This is a genomic window from Flavobacterium sp. 270 (assembly GCF_004368785.1).
In the GTDB taxonomy this organism is placed as follows: Bacteria; Bacteroidota; Bacteroidia; order Flavobacteriales; family Flavobacteriaceae; genus Flavobacterium.
This window is the reverse complement of record NZ_SODM01000001.1, coordinates 1,216,615-1,242,014: the sequence shown is the minus strand read 5'-3', so window position 1 is coordinate 1,242,014 and position 25,400 is coordinate 1,216,615. Positions and strand designations below refer to the sequence as shown.

Here is a 25,400-nt window from a genome sequence, read left to right as displayed (position 1 = left end):
GTTACTATTGTGTCACAATAACAACAATTTTATTAAAATCAGCAGCTGCGTTTATGACTGCTTTATATTGGTCAAAACTTGTTAACGGATAATTAATGATGTTGTAAAATTCAGTATTTTCAATTGTCACTTCATTTTTATTTTGAGCATAATTGCTGGTAAAAGCAGCTTCGGTTTTGCCGTTAAGTTCTGTTTTGAAATTCATAGCAAACTTATCCAGGTTTTTAATTTTAGCACCATCTGGCAATAGAATTTTGATTTTTCTGGTGTAATAATGCGGATATTCAATTTCTATAGGAAGTTCCCTTTTATTCTGCTGATAAAGCTCCATTTGGCGCCCGATTGTTTGTCCAACAGAAAATAAATAATTTCCTCCGGCTTTCTGAATCATATCTTTACCATCAAAAGTCAAATTCAATTTAAATGGTTTTTTACCAATAAAATTAGTTCCGTCATTTTCTGTTGTAAGCGTTTTATATTCTGTTTTCAACGTATAATTTTCGGCAATACTTTTCAGCATCGTTTGGTATTGTTCTGCAGAAACAAAATCTTTAATCGGTTGGAAATTCAATCCAGAATAACCTCCGTAAGTCATATTACTTGTGATAAGCGGATTTTCGATATCTTTTGTAAAATCAACCGTGATATCCATAAAATCATGTGTGATTTCAGTTCCCGGGATTTCGATAAAATTAACTTCACCAATTCCCATTGGTACGCCGGCAAAAACTTTTTCTTTGATAAATAATCCGTTGTTATTTCCTAAATTATTTGGGAAAAGCGGAATTCTATATTCAATTTCAGTAGGAGTAAGGTAACTTTTTACTGCTGGGAAATAAAACAGAAATTCGCTTAAATTTTCCTGACTTTCAAAATCTTTATCAAACGGAATTTTGTAACGGTTTGAAGTAAATACAAGATTCTGCTCAATTTTAAAATATTTAAAAACGGCGATATACAAACGTATAATATCAAGACTATTAGCTTGTTTGGTTTTAATAACGTCGCTTAAACCTGGTTTTGTATCAATATATTTATCGTAAACAATTGTCTTTTTAATTTTGTTTTCGATGTTCCAGATTTGTTCCTGAGGATCTTTAGAAACTTCTATTCCGCTGCAAAAAGAGGCAACCGCTTTTTCTTGTTTTTTGTCTAGAGCAGGATTAATTATTTCAAAAGTTGAAGTAGCATATTCTTTAAAGCTATTTAAATTTTTGCCTCCTGTGTAAGTGTTGCTGTCTAGTTTGTATCTAAAAAGTTTTATCCTCACATTCCAATTAGAATACTCTTCATCATCGCTTAGAGCAGGTACATCTTTTTCTGTAACAGTTAAAATCTTTTTATGTTCGATTTTTTTATCGTCTAAAACCGGTTCGCTTAAACCATTGTAAGATTTGGTTTTAAAAACTAAATGTTCTGGAGCAATCAATTCAAAACTGCAGTCTGCAATAGGATATTCATCCTGCATTTTTACGGTATTTCCTTTTAAATTTGGCGCTTCTTCAAACACATATAATTTTTCGATAACAGAACCTTTTTCAAGACCATTTAAGGCGAAATAATGGTATTTCATTCCTTTTTCTTCGTCAACTTCTTCTTTTACGTCTTTTTTGTCCAGCGTAATTACTTTTCCGTTTTTCTGAATTACGCGCGCTTTCGTAACCAAAATATTTACGTCATTATCAAACGGAATGTAGATTTTGTTGTTACGCTCAATAGCATCATCAGAATTGATGTATTTTTTTTCGTGAATTAAACGATACTGTGCTGCCTGATTTTTCTCGATAACCATTTCTATTTTAATGGTTCGGTTTAGAATGACTTCTTTCTCGTCTTTATATTTTTGAGGAACATTAATCGTGTTCTCGGCTTCGTTCCAGTCATAATTTTTAAAGCTGTATTCCTGACCAAAAAAAACTGAGGTAACAAACAAAGCAATACAGGTAAAAATTGATTTTAGTAATTGGTTTTTCATTATTTTTCTAATAAAATTAGGGTTTCGTTATAGTTGGTTTTTAGTTTTTTAATGGTTTCATTCCACGGCTCAAAATCGGTTTTATTGAGTAATAATTTCTTTTGCGCGAGACTTACATTAAGATAAAGCATATTGCCTTTTTGCTGATAAGTAAAATCAGCTTTAATGTAATCATTGTCTAGAGTGAAATTTTTTGGAAGGTATTTTATCGTGCAGTTTTTCGGAATTTCTAATGCATACTGATTTGTAAACTGTGTGAGATAATCAAATTCGTATTGCGATACACGGTCTTTTGCAAGTGTTGTAGATTCTAAAATTCGGTCTAAAAATAGATTTACATAGATTTCCTTGTCCACTTTTACAATATAATTGTCCAGATCAAAATCGTAATCAATTGTATAAGGAAGGTCTTTGTTGGTTAAATTTTCTTCTTTAAAATTCTTTAGATTAAATTTATTATTGCCTTTTAATACTAAAGATTTTATCATGTCAAGACGCGTTTTGTTAGACGCATCCCCAATCTGCATTAAAATATGACTTCTGTTATAGCCGTATCTTTCCATTTTTGCAGTTCCGACTAATTTGCTGTTATTGATTGTTAAATTTACCGTTTCCTTAATCTCATTCTGGTTTGCAGGAACAACAGGAACAGGGTAAATTTTGTATTGATCATTTTCGTTAAACAGCACTTCTTTTCCTTGTATAAAAGAAGTCGGGATTCCGTAACGTGTTTCTTTGTCGGTTCCATCCAAAAAGATGTAGTCTTTGTCTTTTTTAAAAACGGCAACCATGTGGTTGTCTACAGAAGGCGTCGCTAAATCATTATAAGAATATGGAATTTCTCGTGTCCCGATCCAGGCAATGGTTACGTCTTTTACATTGGCATAATTAGACATGCAGGAAATAATACTTGCCATATCTTTACAGTCGCCAAATTTTCGTTGATAAACCAAACTCGCTTCGCGCGGAATAAAACCTTCGTATCCGTTTTCAAAAGCAATGTATTTGATGTTTTCTTTTACCCAATAAAAAATTGTTTTTACCTTTTCTTCATCAGTTTTACTATTTTTTGTGAGTTCTAATGTAAAGGCTTTTAAATCTGGATCTTCGGTCTTATTTAAGTTTTTTACAAAACCTCTGTAATAATTAAACAATTCAGCAACGTCACCCAAAACCGGTGTCGTTTTGTTGTTTGCAGTAAATTCTTTTACATAAAAGTCAATGTGTGGAACATCATATAAATAACCAGGCGATCCTTCTTCAAATTTCGCGGCTTTTATATTGGTCAATGCCCATTTATAAACCCATTTTCCTTTTTTTTCTGTTTTAGAAAAAGAAATTGTTTTGTTGGGATCATTAAAGATTTTATAATCAATCACTACATTTTTATCTGTTCTAATTTCAATAGAAGCATTTTCCATCGGAAGATAACTTCCAAATATAAACTTATGCAGTAAATGCGGATCTAGAAATTCGTTTTGATAATTGTATACTTTTTTAGCGCCGGTTTCTAAACTCGGAAAAATAAGCTGGCGCTCTTTTACGTCATTATAAAAAATAGAATTTTGCTGCGATTGTTTCTCATTACTCTGCGTAACTTTTATCTTTTTCTCTTTTCCATTTTCGGTAAGAACAGTGTAAGCGTCGTAGCCTTTCAGCATAATCAAATCAGAATACGAGAAAGATTCTTTGTTATTAAGGATTCCGTTTTGTGTTAGAATTAGCGCTTCATAATGATTGTCCTGTACAATTTTAAGTGCATTATTTGCAATCGAAATATCATAGACCTCAGAGTTATCCAAGATGATTTCGTTATTGTCGGGATAAACATTTTTAAAATCCTGAAACGATTTTTGTGCTGTTACTGAAATTGAAAAAAAAACAAAAAATGCAAGATGAATGCTAGTTTTATCTGATAATTTCGACCAATTCATCTGAATCATATTTTTTAGTTTCTATTAGTTTTCCAGCGTTATAAATCAAGGTGTTTCCGTGCAGTTCGTCATTTTTTAAATTAACAACCAGCCATTGCTTGCCGTCTTCTTTAAAATATTCCTGTGGACCGTCGTAGTCATTGTTTGTGAAATGTTCTTTTTTGTAGATTTTACCATTAGCATAATATTCAATTCGGTCACCATTTAGAATATTGTCTTTGTAATCGCATTCAAATTCCGGTTTTCCATCCACATTATTAATAACAAACTTACCGTCGTTATTTCCTTTGTTAAGATTATATTGAATCGCAATTTTTCCATTCGGATACAAAGAGGTAATTTGTGCCGTCTGATTTTCAATTACAACTTTATCATTCAATTCGCCAGTTTTGCTTTTTCTAATATAATAAACAGCCTGATTTCCTTTGTGTCCTACTTTTAATATCGGTTCTTCTTTTTGATTGTAATAAACAGTTTCGCCTTCATTAGAATCATTTTCCTGATTGTATTCGGACATTTTTAATTTGTTGTGGTAATAACGAATGGTTTTTCCATTTTCAACATCAAAAACATGTTCTTCTGTAAATCGTAGATTTCCATTATAATCATAGTGTTTACTAATTCCGTTTAATTTACCACAGTAGTAATTTTTTTCAGTAAGAACAGTTCCCAGCGGGCTGTATTCTTTTTGCACATTATGAAGTACGCCGTTTAAATATTCGGCATCGGTCATGCTGGTTTTAAACTTGTCTTTTATGATGAATTTACCATCTAAAACACCATTTTTAAGATCATAGGTTTTGTTGTAAACACCATCATTATAAGAGTAAGTAAATTTTCCGGTTTTGTTTTTAAAATCAATTTCGTTTTCTAATTTTCCTTTAGGCGAAAATGTTTTTCTATACGCCAGATAACCATCAATATAGTGATCGATAATAGAAATATTTCCATTCTGAAAATAGGTGAATTTATCATCCTCTACAGATCCTTTACTAAGAAACCCTTCTGTACTTACAGCGCCATTTGAGTAGAAAGTTTTAAAAGGCCCGTTTTGCTGTCCTTTATCGTAGTTATAAACCTGGTTGATTAAGTTTCTGCTGTAAACCTCATAAACACCATGAATAGTGTCGTTTACATAATTAGAAATGCTGGCAACATTACCATTAGAGTTGTAATTTTTTATAATTCCATTTACTTTTCCCTGCAGATAAAACTCATTAAGTCTTTCTACACCATTATTATAAAAATATTTCCATTCTCCGTTTTTCTTGCCTTTTTCAAAAGTACCCTTAATTCTCAAAATTCCGTCTAGGTTTTTTAGCTCAAAATTTTTCTTGGTTAAGTTTAATTCTGTTGGTTTTTCAGAATTTGCAGTGTATTGAAGTCCAGATTTTAAATCTCCCGATTTGTATTTTTCTTCAAAATATTTAACTCCGTCAGCATTAAAATAGCTGTAGGTATCAAGTTCTCCTTTGTCAGTAAAAATCGTTTCGTATAACTTTTTACCATTTGCATTAAATTCTGTTGATTTATTGATTTTTCCTGCGGTATAAAGGTTTTCTTTTTCTAAAGTTTTGTTGACATAGTAGTTCTTAAAAGAACCATCGATTATGCCATCTTTATACACCGCTTCGGCTTTTACAAGTTTACCGTCAAAATATTCAAAATAGTTTCCGTCAATTTTGTCGTCTTTGCAAGTGTAGCTTTCCGTTATAGCGCCTAATTGATTGTATAAGTTGTATTTACCGCTAAGTTTGCCGTTGCTAAAATCTATTTCAGTCTTTTTAGCTCCATTTTCAAACAAACAAACCAAAGTTCCGTTACGCTGGTCATTTGCAAAATTTATTTCGCAGTTTTTACCGCCATTCGGATAATAAGAAGTACTGATGCCGTCTAAAAGATCGTCTTTGTAATTTTCAGATATATTAACGTTCCCGTTCTCATAATACGTTGTTCTGGTGCCGGTTAATTTTCCATTTGCAAAATATTTCTTCTCTGTAAGATTGCCTTTATCATTATAATATTTTTGCTCGCCATCAAGTTCTCCATTTTTAAAATTAAGTTCACCGGCTAGATTTCCAACAGCATTTAAATATTTACATTTTCCTTCAAATTTATCATTCACCTGAACCCCAATAATAAAAGGTCTGCGGTCTCTAAGCGAGATCATTACTTCTTCGGTTTTACCAAAAAGATCTTGTTTTCTTTTACCAAATACATTCCAAAAATCTTTTAGAACGTAATTATCATTAAACGCGAGTATTTTTTTCTTTTGTTTGTTAAGTTCTTTACCAATTTGATCTTCCATAGAAAGCAAACTGAAATAAGTAAAAGCTTCAAATTGATTTTTTTGAACAAGATCTTTTACCCACGGAATATAAGACGTTTCAAAAAAGCCATCGCTCATTTTGTGTTCAACCGCATATTCGGCAACAGCCTGCATCTGACGCGTAATTTTATCGTCAATAGTAGATTTTACTTTGTATACTTTTTTTAAGGGTAACTGGTTTCTTAAAATCGTTTCTATTTCTTCAAAATTATCTCCAGATTTTGAAAAAACAACTTTGTTTTCATGAAGGAAATCCTGACCGTAATTTGAGTTTAAATGCAAAACAGCCTGATTGGCATATTGGCCAGTTGGCGCCAATATCAGATAAGTCATCATGGCTAGAGTACCTTCTGTAATTTTTCCGTTTTCAAAAGCAAGCGAACCTAAAAGATAATGTGATCCTGCATGATTTGGATTATTATTAATAGAACGTTCTAATAAATCTACGGCTTTTTGAGTCTCTTCTTTTCTCACATACAAAATGGCGTAATTGTAAAGAAAATTAGAAGAATTAGGTAAATATTTTTCGCCTTCTTTGAAGATTTTTTCAGCTAAATCAAACTCTTTTTCGTTGCTTAAATAGATACCATAAATTTGATACAATTCTGGAAAATCTTTCATTTTTCCTTTAGTGTACAAATCGTCTGTTAAGGCTCTAAACTCTGTTTTCTTATCTTGAGAACTAAGTGTTAAAGCTATTTCGTATTGAGCATTTAAATATTGAGGGTCTACTTTACTAATTTTACGATACTCCTTAAGAGCTTCGTCGTATTTTTTGTCATTATGAAGACTAATGCCTTTTTTTATTATTGAATCATTATTGTAAACAAACGCATAATCAGTTTGTGAATAGTTTTTTGAAAATGAAACTAAAAAACACAATAGTAAAAGTTTTCTCATTATAGATTTAGGTTTTTCAAATATAAAAATTTTGACTAAATCTATCTAGTTATAAGGATTTATTTATTAAATGTTTTCAATGTCTTTTATAAATTCATCATATTCTAAATAAAACATTTCTAAAGCGTGCATATTTTCAAAAAAGAACTCAAAAATGGCCTCCCAATTGTTACGATTGCTAAAACCAACGCCTAATTTTTCTACCCAGATTCGGCTGATGGTTTTGCCGCTTTCCAGCGTATAATTTTTTTCGAAAACTAAATCTTTGATAAACTCGTCTTCCAGAATATTTTTTAACGCTTCTAATTTTTCAAAATAAGCAATTCGTTTTTCATCACTTCTTTGTTCGATATCAATTAAAACCTGAGCTTTCTTATTATCAACATAAAATTTAAAAGAGAAATCTTTAATCTTTGTATCATACAGCACCCATTTGCGCGGATATTTTTCGGCAAAAGCTACCCAAAATTCTCTTTTCATCTTCTGTGATTCTTCTCTGCTGTACATTTTTATGGTTTTGATTTTAGAAAACTTGTAGAAACGCGTTTTCTGGAGTATATTTATATTTTTAATGAAAGTACAAAAATAAACTTTGCTCATGAATTTTCAAGATTTTTTGCAATATGTTCAGAATATTATTCCCGTAGCGTTGCCAGGAGAATTGGCACACGTAAAAATGGCGCCGCTAGAACGACTTGAAGCCTTGAAAAACATTAATTTAGAAGAAAAAAAGCCTAGAATTGCCGCTGTAATGATGTTGCTTTATCCAAAAAACGGTAAAACACATTTAGTTTTAATTGTAAGGAATGCATATAATGGAGTTCATTCTTCGCAAATCGCTTTTCCGGGCGGAAAGTACGAAACAGCAGATTTAGATTTTGCAGCAACGGCTTTGCGCGAAACACATGAAGAAGTAGGCGTTTTGCCAGAAAAAATAAAAATAATTAAGGAATTTACGCCAGTGTATATTCCGCCAAGCAATTTTTTGGTTCATCCATTTTTAGGAGTTTCATCAGAAGAACTTTCTTTTTATCCGGATGTAAGAGAAGTTGCGGACGTTATAGAATTGCCTCTTTCGGTTTTTTTGAATGATGAAATCATTATCGAAGCCACATTGTCAACTTCTTATGGATCTAATGTTTTAGTTCCGGCATTTAATATTCAAAATCATATTGTTTGGGGCGCAACCGCTATGATTTTAAGCGAGTTGAGAGAAGTTATAAAATCGACTTTTAAAGAAAATTGATAAAACTTAAAATTTAACAATTTGATATTCATAAGATTAAGATTTTATTGTCGAAATTTGTTTAAAGTACGGCAAAATGAATAAATTTTGTATGTTTGCGACCTAACAAAAAAATAAGATAAACTGCTATGGGATTGTTTAAACGAAATCCTTTTGGACATATATTATTCATCAAGAAATGGCTAATCCGAATTCTGGGCGCCATGACCCACCGAAGATATAGAGGCTTTAATGATTTACAGATTGAAGGATCTGAAATTATTAAAACGCTTCCGGATACCAATGTTTTGTTTATATCCAATCACCAAACTTATTTTGCCGATGTTGTAGCGATGTTTCATGTCTTTAACGCAAGTTTATCTGGACGTGAAGATAATATTAAGAACATTGGTTATTTGTGGCAGCCCAAAATGAATCTGTATTATGTTGCGGCAAAAGAAACTATGCAGGCAGGTTTATTGCCAAGAATACTAGCTTATGTTGGTGCAATTACAGTAGAAAGAACCTGGCGCGCAAAAGGAGTAGATGTTACTGAAAAACGCGATGTAAACCCAAATGATACTGAAAATATTAAAATTGCACTAGAAGACGGTTGGGTAATTACATTTCCGCAAGGAACTACAAAATCGTTTAAACCCGTTCGTAAAGGAACTGCGCATATTATAAAACAGCATAAACCAATCGTAATCCCGATTGTTATTGACGGTTTTCGTCGTTCGTTTGATAAAAAAGGATTGCGAATGAAAAAGAAAGGAATTCTACAATCTTTCATCATCAAAGAACCTCTTGATATTGATTATGAAAACGATACAATCGAAGAAATCGTAGAAAAAGTAGAATACGCAATAGAGCAGCATCCATCATTCTTAAAAGTTATTCCAGCCGAAGAACTAAAAGTACAAGAAGAACTCAACCAAATGAGAAGATGGGATTATTAGGAATTTTAGATTTCTGATTTTAGATTTTTGAATTGTTTTGGGTTTCAAGTTTCAGGTTTCAAGTTTTGGATTGCGGATAATTGTTCTCCATATTTTCTTCAATTTAAAACCAAAATTTGAATGGCTTTTATTTGTTTTTAATAATTACCAATTTTAAAATATTAGACCAAAAACCTTTGTGCCTTTGAGTCTTAGCGGCTAAATTTCTCAGAACCTTAGCACCTTAAAAAAAAACTTTGCCTCTTTGAACCTAAGTACCTCTGAACCTTTCCTAAAAATCAATTTTCTTCAACTCCTTATAATTTGCATACAAACGACGTAAAAGCGTTCCGTAAAGCAATCTGTAAATTCCCCAAAAGATTCCCAAAATAAACAAAGTAAGCACTACAAGCAAGCCGACAGAAACTAACATTGCAAAACCATTTATAGCCAGTTTTTCGCGGACTACTGCCATTTCCGGATTATAGACATATCCAACAAAGAAACTCAATATACAAGAAACGACAATCATTCCTAAATTGTACCAAACATAATATTGAACCGTTTTTCTGGTTTTCAGAATACTGCCCATTAATAATTTAGTCGAAACTGTTGTAGAGATGGTTTTGTAATTTTTATAGAAAAAATAAATAAAGACAAATACAACGGCATAATTAAAGTACATTAAAATCTGCATGTACAATATAATTTCAGGATGATTCATTTTTTGTAAAGAATCATCAATGTTAGAAAAGTAATTTGATAACGTCCAAAAAGAAACTTCTAAAATGCTTATAATCAAAATCCACTTCACGATTGAAGACGATTTTTTATGAATCATTTTATAAATTTCCTTCTCCGAAATTTGTTCAAAAGAATTCGAGTTCTTTTGCCAGTCTTTTTTTAGTAAATCCAGTTCTTTCATAATAATCTTTAAGGATTTAATATTTTTTTAAGTTTCCCTTTAATTCTGTTCATTTTCACACGAGCATTCACTTCGCTTATCCCTAAGGTTATAGCTATTTCTTGATAATCTTTGTCTTCCAGATACATAAAAACCAATGCTTTTTCGATATCATTTAATTGATAAACAGCTTTATACATCAATTTAATTTGTTCTTCTTCTTCATAATTATAATCCACATCCTTTACAAAATGCTGATGCGTTTCATAATCTACGGTAGATATGGTTCTTTTGGTTTTACGGTATAAGGTTATGGCGGTATTTAACGCAACACGATACGTCCAGGTCGAAAATTTACTATCACCTCTAAATTTTGGATAAGCCTTCCATAATTGAATAGTAATTTCCTGAAATAAGTCTTTATGAGCGTCTTCTCCAGCAGTATATAATCTACAAATCTTGTGGATTATATTCTGATTTTCCTGCAATTGCGCAACAAATGACTGTTCTAGACTTTCGCTCATATAGGTATTAGTAGTTATAAAATCATTTTTGTTACAGTGTGAAATTAAAAAAAATATAATAGAATAAAAATTAGTATTAATCCTAATATTTTTTAGATCTTCCCAACTTTTTGCCAAAAACTATACTCTATAGATAAAAGTACCATTTATGAAAAAACTATTACTCTTTCTTTTTATATCAACTATTGGTTTTTCTCAAACAATTTATAAAGGTAATATTAGTGACAATGGCATGGCGCTTCCGGGGGTTACTGTCTGTGTGGTAAATACACATAATTGTGTCAGTACAGATTTTTATGGAAATTATGCAATAGAAGTTAAAGTTGGTGATGTCTTATCGATTTCTTATATTGGAATGAAAACAAAATTGATTAGAATTACGAATCTTGCTCTTCAAAAAAACGGAGAATCCGTTAATCCAATTACAAGTAGTGATTATACAGAGAAATTAAAGAAACCAAGTGATTCTGTGAAAATTGCGGCCCCTTCAGGAAGATTTGAATTTAATCTTGAAGATGGTTTGGGCGATAAAAATATACTTAAAATTACTAGAAATGAAAATGGTTTTTATAGTTTGAAAAAAGGGTTTGAGTACAATAAATTATCTTTTGAATTGAATCAGGAGTTTGTTTATTCAAGTCCAATCAGACTTCCAAAATATCAGACAACATATGCACAAGGAAGAAGCTTTAACGGTCAAACAGTTTATCAATCTCCTGATAGTAATGAAATTTTTAGCTGGGGACCAAATGTCAATACCTTATCATATTCAGGAAATCCATCAGAATATTATCCTCAGGGTGATATAATAAATAAAACAGCAGGAAACGGAAATTCTCTGCAGCTTTATGACCCAAATAATTTTTATCGAAATTCAATTAGTAATAAATACTCTTTTTCATCTCAAATTGAAAGCCCAAAAGGTAATTTCCTGAAAGTTAATTTTATTTATAAAGCAGGAACTATTTCAATACCAACAGCACGAAACAATGAAATTACAAGCTCTCTAAAATATTTTAGAAATGTTTCAGAACATAGTAAAATTGAAACTGTTCTATCTTATAATGATTTTGAAAATAACTTTTCTAACGCAAATTTTGGAGTAAATAAAATCATTTTTGCCAATGCAGTCACTCCAATTCATTTTGATAATAAAACTGCATCTACATTATCAAATGGTTTACAGCGAAGCTATTCTGGTTTAGAAAACAATCCTTATTATTTGATAGAAAATAATTTAGATACGAATAAAAGCAAAACATTTTCTTTTAATTTCAATCATAAATATTCAAAAGAGTCTATTTCTAATGTAGTTAATGCAAGTTTTCAGTCTTCGAAAATTTCAAATACTAATGGACAAGGGTTTTATTTTGCAGGAAATAATGCTCCTAATTTTGATAAAAGAATAGAGCAATTTAAAAACCTTACTGCTTCAGAAACTTTCACGTACAACTTTTTTAATGGCCAATTTATAGAATCAAAAATAGATTTTAAGTATCAGCAACGACAATTAGAAAGAAATTATTTTAACGGATTTATCACGCCGGCCGATTTTCCAAACAATAGTTTATCACAAAATAAGCTTGATGTTTCTCAGGAAAGAATCGAAGTTTTTTATAATGTAAATGGTTCTTATCTTATTAAAGACATCTTTGATTATTATGGTGAAATTACTTTGAAAGCGAATTCCAGTTTTAATTATTCTTCAACGGTTAAAAATGATTTGATGACTAATTTTCTTGCTTCGGCAGAAATGAGAAACTTTTTTGATATACCAATCTGGTTTAGTATTAATTATTCTGATATTAAAACTGAGCCTTCATTGCAAAATAATAATTTGAATTTTAATTCTTTGCAATATCAGGTAAATCAATTTCACCAACTTCAAAATAATTTAGAATTAATAACGCCAAAAAATGCGATTCCCACCAAAGAAAAATTTACAAATTTTGGGTTGTATTATAATCTAAATTATAAATGGAATCTAAATCTGAATTTTTATAACAAAAGAATAGAAAATTTATATGTTCCTATTTTTAATCAGGATATGGTTAATTGGTCGCCAGAGGTAAATTACAAACAAAACGGAATTGAAGTTGAAATTGAAAGAACAAATATTTATGGAAGAAATTTGAGTTATAGCTTTAACTTTAATTTTACTTATTATAAAAATGAAGTTACTAGCCTTAATAGTGACCAAACTAAAATTCCATTTGCAGGTTTTGTAGATGTTAACAAAAATTATATTGTTGGACAGCCGCTGGGAGTTCTTGTTGGCAGTGGTTATTTAAGAGATAATAATCAAAATGTAATAATCGGCGAAGATGGTTTTCCAATAAAAGATTCACAACCCAAAATTTTAGGAAATTCAAATCCAGATTTTGTAATTGGTTTTTTTAATACACTCAAGTACAAAAGAATTACACTTAATTTTTCTTTTGATTGGAGTCAGGGTGGTAAAATTTGGAATGGAACACAACAGACTTTAAACTATTACGGAAAATCTGAACTGACCGGAAACCAAAGAAATATTACAAATTATGTTTTTGACGGAGTTACACAATCTGGTCTGAAAAATACAAAAGCAGTATCGTTTTACGACCCAAATCTTCCGCTAGAGCAAAATCGATGGACAAGATATGGAGTTGAAGGTGTAGCAGAAGACGCGATTGAAGACGCTACTTATATTAGATTGAGCTCCATAAATCTAAGTTATAAATTGCCTTACAGCAGTAGTTTTGATATCAATATTTCCTTTTTTGTGAATAATGCTTTTGTTGTATCTAAAAGTAAAACTTCTTTTACCAATAATACAATGTTTAATTCTATAGAAACAAAGGGATTAGATTATTTCAATTCACCAATGATGAGAAGTTTTGGTTCTTCTTTAACAATAAAATTTTAAGACAATGCAAAATATAAAATACATATTGTTTTTATTAGTATTTCAAGCCGTACTGAGCCAGAATATCGAAGCCGATTGGAATTCTATTTATCAAAAACCAGTTAATGAGAAAGTATATTTAAACTTAAATAATGTATTATATACTCCCGGAGAAACACTTTATTTTAAAGGATATATTACAGAAGCTGACAACAGTCCGACTACATTGAGCGATTTTGTTTATACAGATTTATTTGATGGAGCAAACAAAAAAGTAGCCAGTCAGATTTATGCTGTAGAAAACGGAGGTATTTCTGGTTCTTATACGATTTCTGAAAATACGACTCCCGGAATGTTTAAAATAAGAGCTTACACCAGAATTCAAAGCCATACTGCGGCCAATATTTTTGAGAAAACATTTTTTGTACAAAAAGTGGTTTCGCCAAGGATATTAATGACGTTGGATTTTAAAAAGAAATCTTATGGTAAAGGAGAAATATGTGAAGCTGATTTTGAGTTGAAAAACTTAGAAAACCAGCCTGTAAGAAATTATATGTTTGATTACGACATTTTTATTGCAGGAAAAAAAATAGATTCATTGCATGGAAAAACAGATGAGATGGGAAAAGCAGTTATTAATTTTAAACTTCCAAATGATTTAAAATCAAATGATGGAATTTTAAATGTAATGCTCGATTACGATAATTTTAAAGAATCTGTTACACGAGCAATACCCATTAATCTGAATTTTGTTGATTTACAATTTTTACCAGAAAGTGGCAATTTTGTTTTAAATGAAGCATCATCTTTATTTTTTATTGCAAAAAATGAATTTGGATTTCCAATGGATGTGAGCGGTTTTATTGAGGATGAAACAGGAAATAAAATTGCCGATTTTAAAAGTATCCATGACGGAATGGGAAATGTGATTTTGAAAACAGAAGCGAATAAAAAATACTTTGCCGTATTAACTTCTCCGTTTAAATCTCAGGGAAAAATTGCATTGCCTGAAGCATCAAAAAATAGTTTTGTAATAAATGCTCAAAAGAAATCAGAAAACGTTGTTTTGAATATTTATGCTCCGTTAGCAATTGAGGGAAAAATTTTGATACGTAATACGTCAAAAATCCATAAATCATTTAAAGTAAATTTAAAACAGGGGTGGAATACTGTTGATGTAAATACAAAAGAGCTTCCTATGGGAATTCAATCTTTTTCATTATTGATTGAAGATAGAATCGCAGCAGAAAGGCTTATTTTTCTAAACTATCAAGATGGATTAAAAATAGAAATTAAAACAAACAAAGAAACTTATCTGCCAAGAGAAAAAGTAAAGGTTTTTATTCTTACAAAAGATAAAAATAATAATCCAATTTCGTCAAATTTATCAATATCTGTAGTCGATTCACAACTGATGACTTACATCGATGATAAGCAAGATAATATTTTATCATGGCTGTTTTTAGGAGCAGAATTAAAGGGTAAAATTTACGAACCCAGATTTTATTTTGATGATAATAAAAAACTCGAATTAAAAGAAGAAGCAATTGATTTGTTATTAAATACGCAAGGCTGGGTAAAATACAATCAAAAAGACCTCGTAAAATTATTGTTTGAAAGTAAAAATATACAACCCGAAAAAAGCAATGTAATAGAGGGATTTGTACTAAATGATAAACAAAAACCTATTGCTGTAAAAGTGATGTTTTTTACAGATAAAGGAAAAGTTTATGAAACTAAAAGTAACTCAAGTGGTTATTTTAAATTTAATAGAGTTGTATTTTCTAATTTGGCATGTTTGGCAGCCGAAAGTAAAAATAAAGGAGAATGTATTATCAAAAATTCATTGTCGGATCAGTCTGATTTTTTTAAGATGAAAGATACGCTTTCTAATACGACTCAGACAGAAGTGCATTACAAGACCATACAAAAAGCCATAAATAGCGAGGAAAGCACAATTATAGAACCGAAAAAAAATACCACTTTTTTAGATGCAGACAAGTCCGCATTAGAAGAAGTAGTAGTGGTAGGGTATGGCACAATGTCCCGAAAAAAGCTTATAAGTTCAGTTAGTTATGTTTCATCGCGAGAAATTATATCTTCTTTAAGCGGCAGAGTAGCGGGGGTTCAGGTTAGTTCAGGAACGGGCCAACCAGATACATCAGAAAGAATTCTGATTCGAGGCGCAGGATCAATTTATGGAAACAGAGGAGGAGGACAGCCATTAATTGTTATAGACGGAATTCCGTATGCAAATAATGAGAATTCGGCTGTTTTAGGAAGCCTTTCACCAAGTTTAATAGAATCAATTGTCATTCTGAAAGATGCTTCAGCAACATCAATTTATGGTTCAAGTGGCAATTATGGCGTTATCTTAATAACAACTAAAAATAAATTGATGAATGGGAAAATTCTTCTGGGTAAAAAATATAATTATACTTTTCAGAATATTAATAAGTCGGGAGTAAGGATATTAAACGAAGCAGAAGATTTTTATGCACCCAAATATAAATCGACAATTACTGAAGAAAAATCTGATTTTAGAAGTTGTATTTACTGGAATTCAGTTATTCAGACTAATAATAAAGGCGAAGCAAATTTTGAATTTTGTAATTCTGATGATAATACTTCTTTTAAAATTTTAGCAGAAGGAACATCTTATAAAGGAGATATTGGTAAATCTGAAGTTTCTTATGCTGTAAAAGAATTAATTCAGATAGATGTAAAAGTGCCGCTTTATTCTTCAAAAGAAGATGTTATTTCACTACCAGTATGGGTAAAAAACAACTCAGAAAACAATTTAAAATTAAACTGTAAAATTAGTTTTGATGGAAAAAATACTACTATAAAAGATTCTTTTATTGACTTAAAACCAAATGAATCTAAAACATTTTACATTGCATTAATTCCAAATAGAATCGCCAATAATATTCCATTGGAAATTATATTAGAAGCAGAAAATTTTAAAACTAAAATCAAAAAAACAATTGATGTTTCTTCAAATGGTTTTCCTGTGCAGCTGGCTTTTTCAGGGACAAAGTCTCAGAATGCAGATTTTACCATTTTTGATCCAATGGAAAGCTCTATTGATGCCGGATTCAAATTGTTTTACAATCCGTTTTCTGCCATATTTGACGGTTTAGAAAGCATGATGCATGAACCTTCAGGATGTTTTGAGCAGGTTTCGTCTTCAAATTATCCAAACATTATGGCGATGCAGTTATTAAAATATAAAAATACAGGATCAGAATTTAAAGAAAAAGCTATGATGTTTTTAGCATCTGGTTATACAAAACTGAAAAACTATGAGTCTAAAAACGGCGGCTTTGAATGGTATGGCGGAAATCCAGGTAACGAAGCGCTCACTGCATATGGTTTGTTACAGTTTAACGAAATGAAGGAATTTATAAACGTGGATACAAAAATGATCGAAAGATCAATAGCCTGGCTGAATTCAAGAAAAGATGATAAAGGCGGTTTTAAGTCAAATCCTGCAAAATATGGTTTTTCTGGAATAAAATACGAAGTAAACAATGCCTACATCGTATATGTTTTATCAGAAATTGGGCAAAAAGATATTGAGAAACAATATCAAAAAGTGCTTCTGGAAGCCTTAAAAAGTAATGATTTATATAGAATGGAATTGGTCGCTTTGGCATCTTTTAACCTGCAAAAAGTTCAAGAATACAAACAATTGATGCAGCTGATAAGTATTGAAATTGAAAAAAAAGGATTCAAAAATTTAAAAGCAGAACAATCTGTTATTAACAGCTATGGAGTTTCTCAGAATATAGAGATTGCTGCACTTTATGCTATTGCATTATTAAAAGAAGAACAAGTGACAAAACAAGTTTTAGATGCTTTAGATTATATCCAATCAGCCAAAAAGATGTTAGGATATGGCTCTACACAAGCAACAGCGCTTACCCTAAAAGCAATTTCAGAATTTAATAAAATAGATACGAGATCAGTTTTTAGTGCCGCTGCAGTAATGAATCTAAATAATAAACCAATAGATTTAACTAAAAAGAATATCAGCGGTAATATAATTTTAGAAAATCTAAAAATCAATGCAGGGAAAAATAATTTTTCGATTCAGATTCCGGAAGAAAATTCAATTCCGTATATGTTTTATGTAAATTATAATACCTATACCCCAAATAATTCTAAAGAATGCAAGCTAATTTTAAAGACGAAAACAGAAAAAAGTAAAATAAAAATTAGTGAGACATCAAGAGTGGAAATTGAAATTCAGAATACAAGTTTAGAACAAATTTCAAACCCAATTGCAAGAATAGGAATTCCTGGCGGATTAAGCCCAGAACCTTGGCAGTTAAAAGAACTTGTAGATAAAAATGTTGTTGATTATTATGAAATTTTTGGAAGCGAATTGGTTTTTTATTTTAGAAAAATGGATCCTAAAGAAATTAAGAAAATTAATATTGACCTTAAAGCCATTGTTCCGGGAAATTATAAAGGAGTAGCTTCTTCTGCTTATTTATATTACGAAAATGAGCATAAAAACTGGAATAAAGGAATTAATATTGAAGTGATTCCGTAAATAAAAAATAATATTAAAATATTGATTAAAACATTTATGAAAAAAATAATTTCAAAGTGTATTGTATGTTTTTTCGTAGTATCTTTTTCGTTTTATGGTCAAAGTAAAAAGACAGTTTTTTTTATGGAGCAGGATGATAAATTCAATGTTGTTTTAAATGATAAAATAAAGACTCTAAAAATTAAAACCGATTATTTGAAAAACAAAATTGAGACTGATTCAGTAATTTATTTTTTTGATAGAAAAGGAAACACTGAGACAATCATATATTATGGTTTAGGATTAGATGTTTTTAATAGAAGATTAAAAGTAGAAGAAGTTCATTATACTTTTAAGGAAAATAAATTGGTTTCAAAAATAAATAAAATGGATTTTGGAATTGATGGAAATATTTATCAATATGATAAAAAATGGAATCAAGTAAGTCTTAAAGAATATTTTAGTAATATCTTGGTTAAAGAAACTTCATCTATATATGACGATAAAAATAGAAAAATAGAAAACACAGAATATCTATATGGAGGATTTAGTAATTACAATGAAAAAACTCAAGAAAATAAATCAAACTTTTTGTACGAAGTAGAAAAATGTAGTTATAATGCCAACGATAAATGTGTTTTGAAGACAGTATCAAGTTTTCGAAATGATAAAAAAACTAAAATTACTGAATATAAATATGATGAAAGAGGAAACTTAATAGAAGAAGGAAATTGCGTTTTTTCTAGCAATGAAAGTTGTAATTGGTCTCCTTTGTTCGGTTATGAATACAATTTAAATAATCAGCTAATTAAAAAATACCAGAAAGCAAAGTTTTTTCCACATAATACAGATGAATATTTCGTGTATGATAATAAAGGAAATAAAATAGAAAGTAAAGCAATATATATTTATACAGATAAATTACCATTTTGTGGTTACCATATTATTTATGAATATGATGAATTTGGAAATAAAACAAAAGATGAAGAAGTAATTGGTAATTACAGATCAATTGGTCATCAACAATATAAAACGCAGATTACAAGGTATGATCAAGAACAAAATATAATTTCTGACGAATATATATCATTTGAAGGATTAACAGTAAAAGTTATAAATAAGAAATATGTTTATGATAAAAAGGGAAATTGGATAAAAAAGGAAACGGAACAAGGTAAAGATAAAAATAGTTTGAAACTTACCGAAATTTGCACAAGAGAGATTCAATATTATCACTAAAATTCTCTTCCTTTATAATAATTCAATGTCAAATCTATGAATTTACTATAACTTTCCATTCCATCTTTTTGATTGTTTGATTTTAGGAAATTATCGTATAAAAAATGAAAACCTTCATCAATAAACGTATCGTAACGTTTCCAGAAATCCTGACTTTCCTGATAATTTTTTAAAATCCCAACGTTGACTTGTTTCTTTAATACTTCAAAGATTTTTTCATTTTTAGACTGCCAGATTCCCAGACAATAACGTAAAGTAAAACTGTATCCAGCGTATTTATAATATAAATTGTCATTTTTAACCGATGCTAAAACGCCAATAAAATTGCATTCATTTTCGCTTGCAAGACCAATCTGATGCGCCATTTCGTGCGAAGTAGTAAGTGGAAAAGTATACATTGGCAATAAATCATTTACCTGAGCTTCGTTTGTAAAAGGATTTAAATAACCGGCGAAACCCATATAAGTAAGCGGAACGCTGAAAAGAGATTTTTTAACGCTTAAAATATCATATTTAAAATAAGGATGTTCTTTTGCTAAATTGTCATATCCATTCAAAATCATTTTAAAAGATTGTTTTTGAGAATAAGGAAAAACGATTTTTGCGCTTTTGTTTTTTGTAATTTGATATTGAACTTCATTCGTTTTTACAATTAACCTCTTCGTAAAAGCCAAAAGATCGGCATCTGAATATTCTCTTTTGATTTCCATTTTTTCAAAAAGAGGTTTACGATAATAATTGAAAGCCCAGAGAAAATGAAAGAAAAAGTAAAAAACCGAAATTTTACCCAGTATTTTTAAAAGATGATCTTTCCAGTCTGCTTTCCAGGTTTTTCTTATTCTCCAAAACCAGCTAATGGCAGAAAGAATTAGCACCGCATAGATACAATCACCGACAGAAAATGGAATTTTACCTAAAACGGTTCTCGAAAAATGAGAAATTCTGATATATAAATTGTTGCTGTAAAAACCTTCAACATAATCTGAAAAATAAGGCAGGATTCTTAAAAAGACTATTTGAGTAAGAAGAAATAAAGGTAAAATGTATTTTCGGTTCACAATTTAAATTTTAGATACGTAAATATAAATACATTATTGACTGATTAAAAAAAGTTAGGCGCGAATTACACGAATTTTCACTAATTAATGATTCTATTTTTTTAGATAATTCTGTAAATGTGCTAAAAGATGACAGAATCCACTTTTATAACAATTATAATTTGTGCTAATTTGTGTAATTCGTGGCAGAAAAACTTTTAAACTTTGTAACTTTGAAACTCTTAATTGTTAAACTTCAAACAAAAAATAATGAGTCAGGAAATAAGAAATCTCGAACCTAAAGCGCTATGGAATAAATTCTCTGATTTGAATGCAGTTCCGCGTCCGTCAAAAAAAGAAGATCGTGTAATTGAGTTCATGAAAAACTTCGGAACTAGCTTAGGTTTAGAAACTTTTGAAGACGAAATTCGAAATGTAATCATCAGAAAACCGGCAACTCCGGGAATGGAAAATCGCAAAGCAATTGTATTACAAGGACACCTTGATATGGTACACCAAAAAAATGCAGACACTGTTTTTGATTTCGATACACAGGGAATTGATATGTATGTTGATAGAGACTGGGTTCGTGCTCGCGGTACTACGCTTGGTGCAGACAATGGGCTAGGAGTGGCTACAATTATGGCTATTCTGGAAAGCAAAGATATTCCGCATCCTGCAATTGAGGCTTTGTTTACAATTGATGAAGAAACTGGAATGACAGGAGCTTTAAACCTAAAAGGAGGAATTCTTCAAGGTCAGATTTTATTGAATTTAGATACGGAAGAAGATGATGAAATTGATATTGGATGCGCAGGAGGAATTGATGTAACGGCTACAAGAACGTATCATGAAGAAGAAGTTACGGAAGGTTCAGTTGGGCATATTATTACCGTAAAAGGGCTTAATGGTGGTCATTCAGGAATGGATATCAACAAAGGTTTAGGGAATGCTAATAAAATTATGAACCGCTTGTTGTTTGATGCTTTTGAAAACTTTGGTTTACAAGTTGCTGAAATTAACGGTGGAAGTTTGCGAAATGCAATCCCGAGAGAAAGTGTTGCAAAAGTGATTATTTCTGAAATGTTTGATGAAGCTTACATTTATGATATGCAGGAAATCATCAACGATATTAAAACAGAATATAAAACGACTGAGCCAAATCTTTCTATCGAAATTGTAAAATGCGATTTGCCAGAAAGAGTAATGGATCTTGGTGTTCAGGAAGGAATTATCCGTGCAATTTATGCGGCTCATAATGGCGTTTACAGAATGAGTGCTGATATGGCTGATTTAGTTGAAACTTCAAATAATATTGCCAGAGTTATTGTAAAAGACGGTAAAATCTCAATTGGATGTTTAACGCGTTCTTCTGTTGAAACTTCAAAATTCGACTTAGCAAATGCATTGCGTTCTGCTTTTGAATTAGTGGGCTGCGAGGTTGAACTTTCAGGTTCTTATCCAGGCTGGACTCCAAATGTAAATTCTGAAATATTAGAAGTTTTAAAAGATATTTACGAAAAACAAAATAACGAAAAACCAAAAGTTGTGGCTTGTCATGCTGGTTTAGAATGCGGTATTTTAGGAACTAATTATCCTGAAATGGATATGATTTCTTTTGGACCAACAATTCACGGTGCGCATTCTCCAGATGAGAGAGCAAGTATTTCTTCGGCTCAAAAATATTGGAAATTTGTTTTAGAAATTCTTTCAAATATTCCGGTTAAATAATTTAGTTTACAGTCGCAGTTCTCAGTTGCAAACTGAAAACTGCGACTGAATTCTTTAGTCTCTTTTAGGGTTATTCTTCTTATCCCTTTTTTCTTCTTTCTTTTCTTTAGCCGTTTTAAGCGGTTCTTTTTTTACCGTTTTTTTGGCGTCTTGACCTTTTGACATAGCTTTGAAATTTTAATTGGTTCAATTTTATTAAAGTAAATTTATATAATATTCTGAATTTTAGGAATTATATTTCAAAAAAAATCCCCAATTGTAAATTGAGGATTGATATTATAGTAAAAATTTAATTTCGTTTTAAGACTTTATACTGCTCGTAACAAGCACTTATGGCATCCATAATTTGCAAATCGTTTGCTGTCTGGATAAAAGAATCAGAATAGTTACATCGATGCATAATTTCGGGAATTTCGTCCTTGCTTACGCCTAATAAAACAGAAACAGTTTCACGATCGTATTTTGATTCTAAAAGATTTCGAACTGTATCATCTTTTTTCATTTCCTTCAGTTTCTTGAGCTCTTTTCCATTTTTTCCGAAGAAATTATAAAGCATATCGGCAGGATTAAAGATTGATCCTAATACTTTTCCGAAAGCATTTGGAGAATATTCTCCCGCTTCATAACCTTGTGTAAGGCCTGAAATACTATAACGGTAGTTTTCTTTTGTTGGAATTAATTTTGAGTCAATTTCAAGATATCCGGTTAAACTAAATGGAGCAATCACGACTTCTTCCAAAGCAATAGCTTTTTCAGTAAGCTGAATTCTGGTTACTTTATTTTTGATCCAGTCATTTGTAACTCTGATTCTTAGAGATTGAAAACCCAGAATAGAAAAGTGCAATGTGTCATTTACCTGCACATCAATTTCGAAATATCCTTTTTCATCAGATTTTGCGCCACGTACTTTATTTGTATTAATGACGTTTACATTAGAAAGAGGCTGTTTACTGTTATCGTTAATAATATAACCTGAAACTCTTTGAGGAACTGTAGACTCTGTGTCTTGCGCAAAGCCAATAGTAGAGAATAGCATAAAAAAGAAAACTGCGAAATATTTCATATCCTGATTTAAAGCACTAAAAGTAGTAAATCGAGATTAAATATTTCGCAGTCTCCGAATATAATTATCAGAAAATTAACAAAGGTGCTGATGAGATTCTTAGATATAAGAAAAAATCCCAAATTCCAATTAAATATGGAATTTGGGATTTATATTTTAAGATATTAATATTATTAATCTCTTCTTGGTCTTCTTGGTCTTGGTGAATCACCAAAGCTTTCAGAACGTCTTGGAGCTCTATCAGAACCGCCTTCACTTCTTGGAGCTGAACTTCTAAAACCACCTTCTCTTTTTGGAGCAGATGAGTTTCTGTCGCTTCTGAAACCACCTTCTCTAGGAGCTGAGTTTCTGTCGCTTCTAAATCCGCCTCCAGAACCTTCGCGTCTTGGAGCAAAGTTTCCTTCTCTTCTTGGTCCAGAACTTCTTCCACCACCAGAACGTCCGTTATGGTCACGTCTTCCGCCACCGTCATTTTTAGAAATTTCAACATTAATACGACGTCCTTCTAATTGTACGTTGTTTAATACTTCCATAACTTTTTCTGTGTGCTCAGGATCAGTGTTAAAGAAAGAGAAACCTTCTTTTACGTCAACCTTGAAAACATCATCACGACCTAAGTCTAATGTTTCTTTCAAATAATCTTTAAGCGACATCCAATCGAAATTGTCTCTAGAACCGATGTTTACAAAATAACGAACTGCTCCGTTATTATTGAATTCTCTTGGCTCAGAATCATTTCTTTCACGTCTTTCTCCAGAAGATTGAGATGAAATATCTCTGTTCTTTTTGTAGTAAGCAATGAAACGGTTAAATTCTACAGATACCATTTTTTTAATCAATTCTTCTTTAGATAAACCTTCAAGAACATTGTTGATAGCTGGTAAGTAGTTGTCAATTTCGTGATCAACTTCTGTATCTTTAATTTTTGTAGCTAAGTGTAATAATTGAATTTCGCAGATTTCGATTCCAGATGGAATTGCTTTTTCTTCGAATTTTTGTTTGATAATTCTTTCGATAGAAGAAATTTTACGTAATTCACTTTTAGTAACAATTACAATAGAAGTTCCTAATCTTCCAGCTCTACCAGTACGTCCAGAACGGTGATTGTAAGTTTCAATCTCGTCAGGTAATTGATAGTTTACTACGTGAGTAATATTATCAACGTCAATTCCACGTGCAGCAACGTCAGTAGCAACAAGCATCTGAATTTGTCTTCCACGGAAAGATTTCATTACACCATCACGTTGTGCCTGAGATAAATCTCCGTGCAACGCAGCAGCGCTGTATCCATCTTCTATTAATTTTTCAGCTACAGCTTGTGTATCACGTTTTGTTCTACAGAAAACTACAGAGAAAATATCCGGATTCGCATCGGCGATACGTTTTAGAGCTTCGTAACGGTCACGTGCATTCACTAAGTAAAATTCGTGAGAAACTGTTGCAGAACCAGAATTTTTTGTTCCTACAGTAATTTCTACAGGCTCGCTCATGAATTGTTTTGCAATTCTGGCAACCTCTTGTGGCATAGTTGCAGAGAACAACCATGTACTTTTTTCGTCAGGAGTATCAGATAAAATAGATACGATATCCTCATAAAATCCCATGTTTAACATTTCGTCAGCCTCATCAAGAACACAGTAATCTATGTTTTTAATGTTTACTAAACCTCTGTTAATCATGTCTTGCATTCTTCCCGGAGTAGCCACAATAATTTGTGCCCCTCTTTTAATTTCTCTGGCTTGCTCTGTAATACTAGCCCCGCCGTAAACTGCTACCACATTAATACCTTTTTCGTATTTTGAGTAGTTTTTAAGTTCGTTGGTAATCTGTAAACAAAGTTCTCGTGTTGGCGATAAAACTAATGCTTGTGTGTTTCTATTGTCAGCATCAATTTTTTGAATTAGCGGAAAACCGAAAGCTGCCGTTTTCCCTGTCCCTGTCTGAGCCAACGCAACCATATCTGTGTCTTTTTCCAATAATAGGGGAATCGCCTTTTCCTGTACCTCTGACGGATTTTCAAATCCTAGATCTAAAATCGCCTTCAGTAACGATTCATTCAATCCTAATTGTTCAAATTTATTCATATGTGTATTTAAAATAGGGTGCAAAATTACTGTTAATTATTCATATAAACTAATGCAATTTTAAGAATTGTGTTTTTGTTATGATTTGATTAT

Annotated in this window: 15 protein-coding genes; 6 read left to right on the top strand and 9 right to left on the bottom strand. The window is 31.1% G+C overall.

Translation table 11 applies throughout. The features are described 5' to 3' along the window. Positions 1 to 4: 4 nt before the first annotated feature. From EV144_RS05375 to EV144_RS05360, 4 genes are all read right to left on the bottom strand, one after another. Positions 5 to 1,975 (bottom strand): DUF3857 domain-containing protein, encoded by a 1,971-nt coding sequence (locus EV144_RS05375; RefSeq protein WP_134146851.1) that lies wholly within the window; start codon positions 1,973 to 1,975, stop codon positions 5 to 7. Continuing rightward, complete coding sequence (locus EV144_RS05370; RefSeq protein WP_166670539.1) at positions 1,975 to 3,909, bottom strand: DUF3857 domain-containing protein; 1,935 nt, start codon at positions 3,907 to 3,909, stop codon at positions 1,975 to 1,977. Before EV144_RS05370 ends, EV144_RS05375 begins: the two co-directional genes overlap by 1 nt. After that, the gene (locus EV144_RS05365; protein ID WP_134146847.1) at positions 3,884 to 7,138 is read right to left on the bottom strand and encodes a CDC27 family protein; all 3,255 of its coding nucleotides are present in this window, start codon (positions 7,136 to 7,138) and stop codon (positions 3,884 to 3,886) included. Before EV144_RS05365 ends, EV144_RS05370 begins: the two co-directional genes overlap by 26 nt. 66 nt (positions 7,139 to 7,204) lie before the next feature. Then, complete coding sequence (locus EV144_RS05360) at positions 7,205 to 7,645, bottom strand: DUF4268 domain-containing protein (protein ID WP_134147547.1); 441 nt, start codon at positions 7,643 to 7,645, stop codon at positions 7,205 to 7,207. A 91-nt stretch (positions 7,646 to 7,736) separates the two neighbouring features. On the opposite strand from EV144_RS05360, the gene EV144_RS05355 reads away from it, so the two are divergent. Then, positions 7,737 to 8,384, top strand: coding sequence for an NUDIX hydrolase (locus EV144_RS05355; RefSeq protein ID WP_134146845.1), 648 nt, complete (start codon positions 7,737 to 7,739; stop codon positions 8,382 to 8,384). A gap of 128 nt (positions 8,385 to 8,512) precedes the next feature. Continuing rightward, positions 8,513 to 9,322, top strand: coding sequence for a lysophospholipid acyltransferase family protein (locus EV144_RS05350; RefSeq protein ID WP_134146843.1), 810 nt, complete (start codon positions 8,513 to 8,515; stop codon positions 9,320 to 9,322). 271 nt (positions 9,323 to 9,593) lie between these two features. On the opposite strand, the gene EV144_RS05345 is transcribed toward EV144_RS05350, so the two are convergent. Both EV144_RS05345 and EV144_RS05340 read right to left on the bottom strand, forming a co-directional pair. Continuing rightward, a complete protein-coding gene (locus EV144_RS05345; protein ID WP_134146841.1) occupies positions 9,594 to 10,226 on the bottom strand; it encodes a hypothetical protein in 633 nt (210 codons plus the stop codon). A gap of 8 nt (positions 10,227 to 10,234) precedes the next feature. Next, complete coding sequence (locus EV144_RS05340) at positions 10,235 to 10,729, bottom strand: RNA polymerase sigma factor (protein WP_134146839.1); 495 nt, start codon at positions 10,727 to 10,729, stop codon at positions 10,235 to 10,237. 148 nt (positions 10,730 to 10,877) lie between these two features. Here EV144_RS05340 and EV144_RS05335 point away from each other — a divergent pair, with 148 nt between their 5' ends. From EV144_RS05335 to EV144_RS05325, 3 genes are read left to right on the top strand one after another with little or no spacing between them, the layout of a single operon-like run. Next, a complete protein-coding gene (locus EV144_RS05335) occupies positions 10,878 to 13,634 on the top strand; it encodes a carboxypeptidase-like regulatory domain-containing protein (RefSeq protein ID WP_134146835.1) in 2,757 nt (918 codons plus the stop codon). Positions 13,635 to 13,638: 4 nt separating this feature from the next. Next, positions 13,639 to 18,174: a TonB-dependent receptor plug domain-containing protein gene (locus EV144_RS05330; RefSeq protein WP_134146833.1), complete on the top strand. Its 4,536-nt coding sequence runs from the start codon at positions 13,639 to 13,641 to the stop codon at positions 18,172 to 18,174. A 36-nt stretch (positions 18,175 to 18,210) separates the two neighbouring features. After that, the gene (locus EV144_RS05325) at positions 18,211 to 19,392 is read left to right on the top strand and encodes a hypothetical protein (protein WP_134146831.1); all 1,182 of its coding nucleotides are present in this window, start codon (positions 18,211 to 18,213) and stop codon (positions 19,390 to 19,392) included. Here the strand turns inward: EV144_RS05325 and EV144_RS05320 are convergent. Then, positions 19,389 to 20,450, bottom strand: a complete 1,062-nt coding sequence (locus tag EV144_RS05320) for a DUF3810 domain-containing protein (RefSeq protein ID WP_134146829.1) — start codon at positions 20,448 to 20,450, stop codon at positions 19,389 to 19,391. The genes EV144_RS05325 and EV144_RS05320 overlap by 4 nt on opposite strands. 249 nt (positions 20,451 to 20,699) lie before the next feature. Between EV144_RS05320 and EV144_RS05315 the strand changes: the two genes are divergently transcribed. Continuing rightward, a complete protein-coding gene (locus tag EV144_RS05315) occupies positions 20,700 to 22,160 on the top strand; it encodes an aminoacyl-histidine dipeptidase (protein ID WP_134146827.1) in 1,461 nt (486 codons plus the stop codon). Between the two features lie 289 nt (positions 22,161 to 22,449). Here EV144_RS05315 and EV144_RS05305 read toward each other — a convergent pair whose 3' ends face one another. After that, positions 22,450 to 23,223 carry a carboxypeptidase-like regulatory domain-containing protein gene (locus tag EV144_RS05305; protein WP_134146823.1) on the bottom strand — a complete coding sequence of 258 codons (774 nt, stop codon included), beginning with the start codon at positions 23,221 to 23,223 and terminating at the stop codon, positions 22,450 to 22,452. A gap of 173 nt (positions 23,224 to 23,396) precedes the next feature. Beyond that, positions 23,397 to 25,307: a DEAD/DEAH box helicase gene (locus EV144_RS05300; RefSeq protein WP_134146821.1), complete on the bottom strand. Its 1,911-nt coding sequence runs from the start codon at positions 25,305 to 25,307 to the stop codon at positions 23,397 to 23,399. Positions 25,308 to 25,400: the final 93 nt, after the last annotated feature.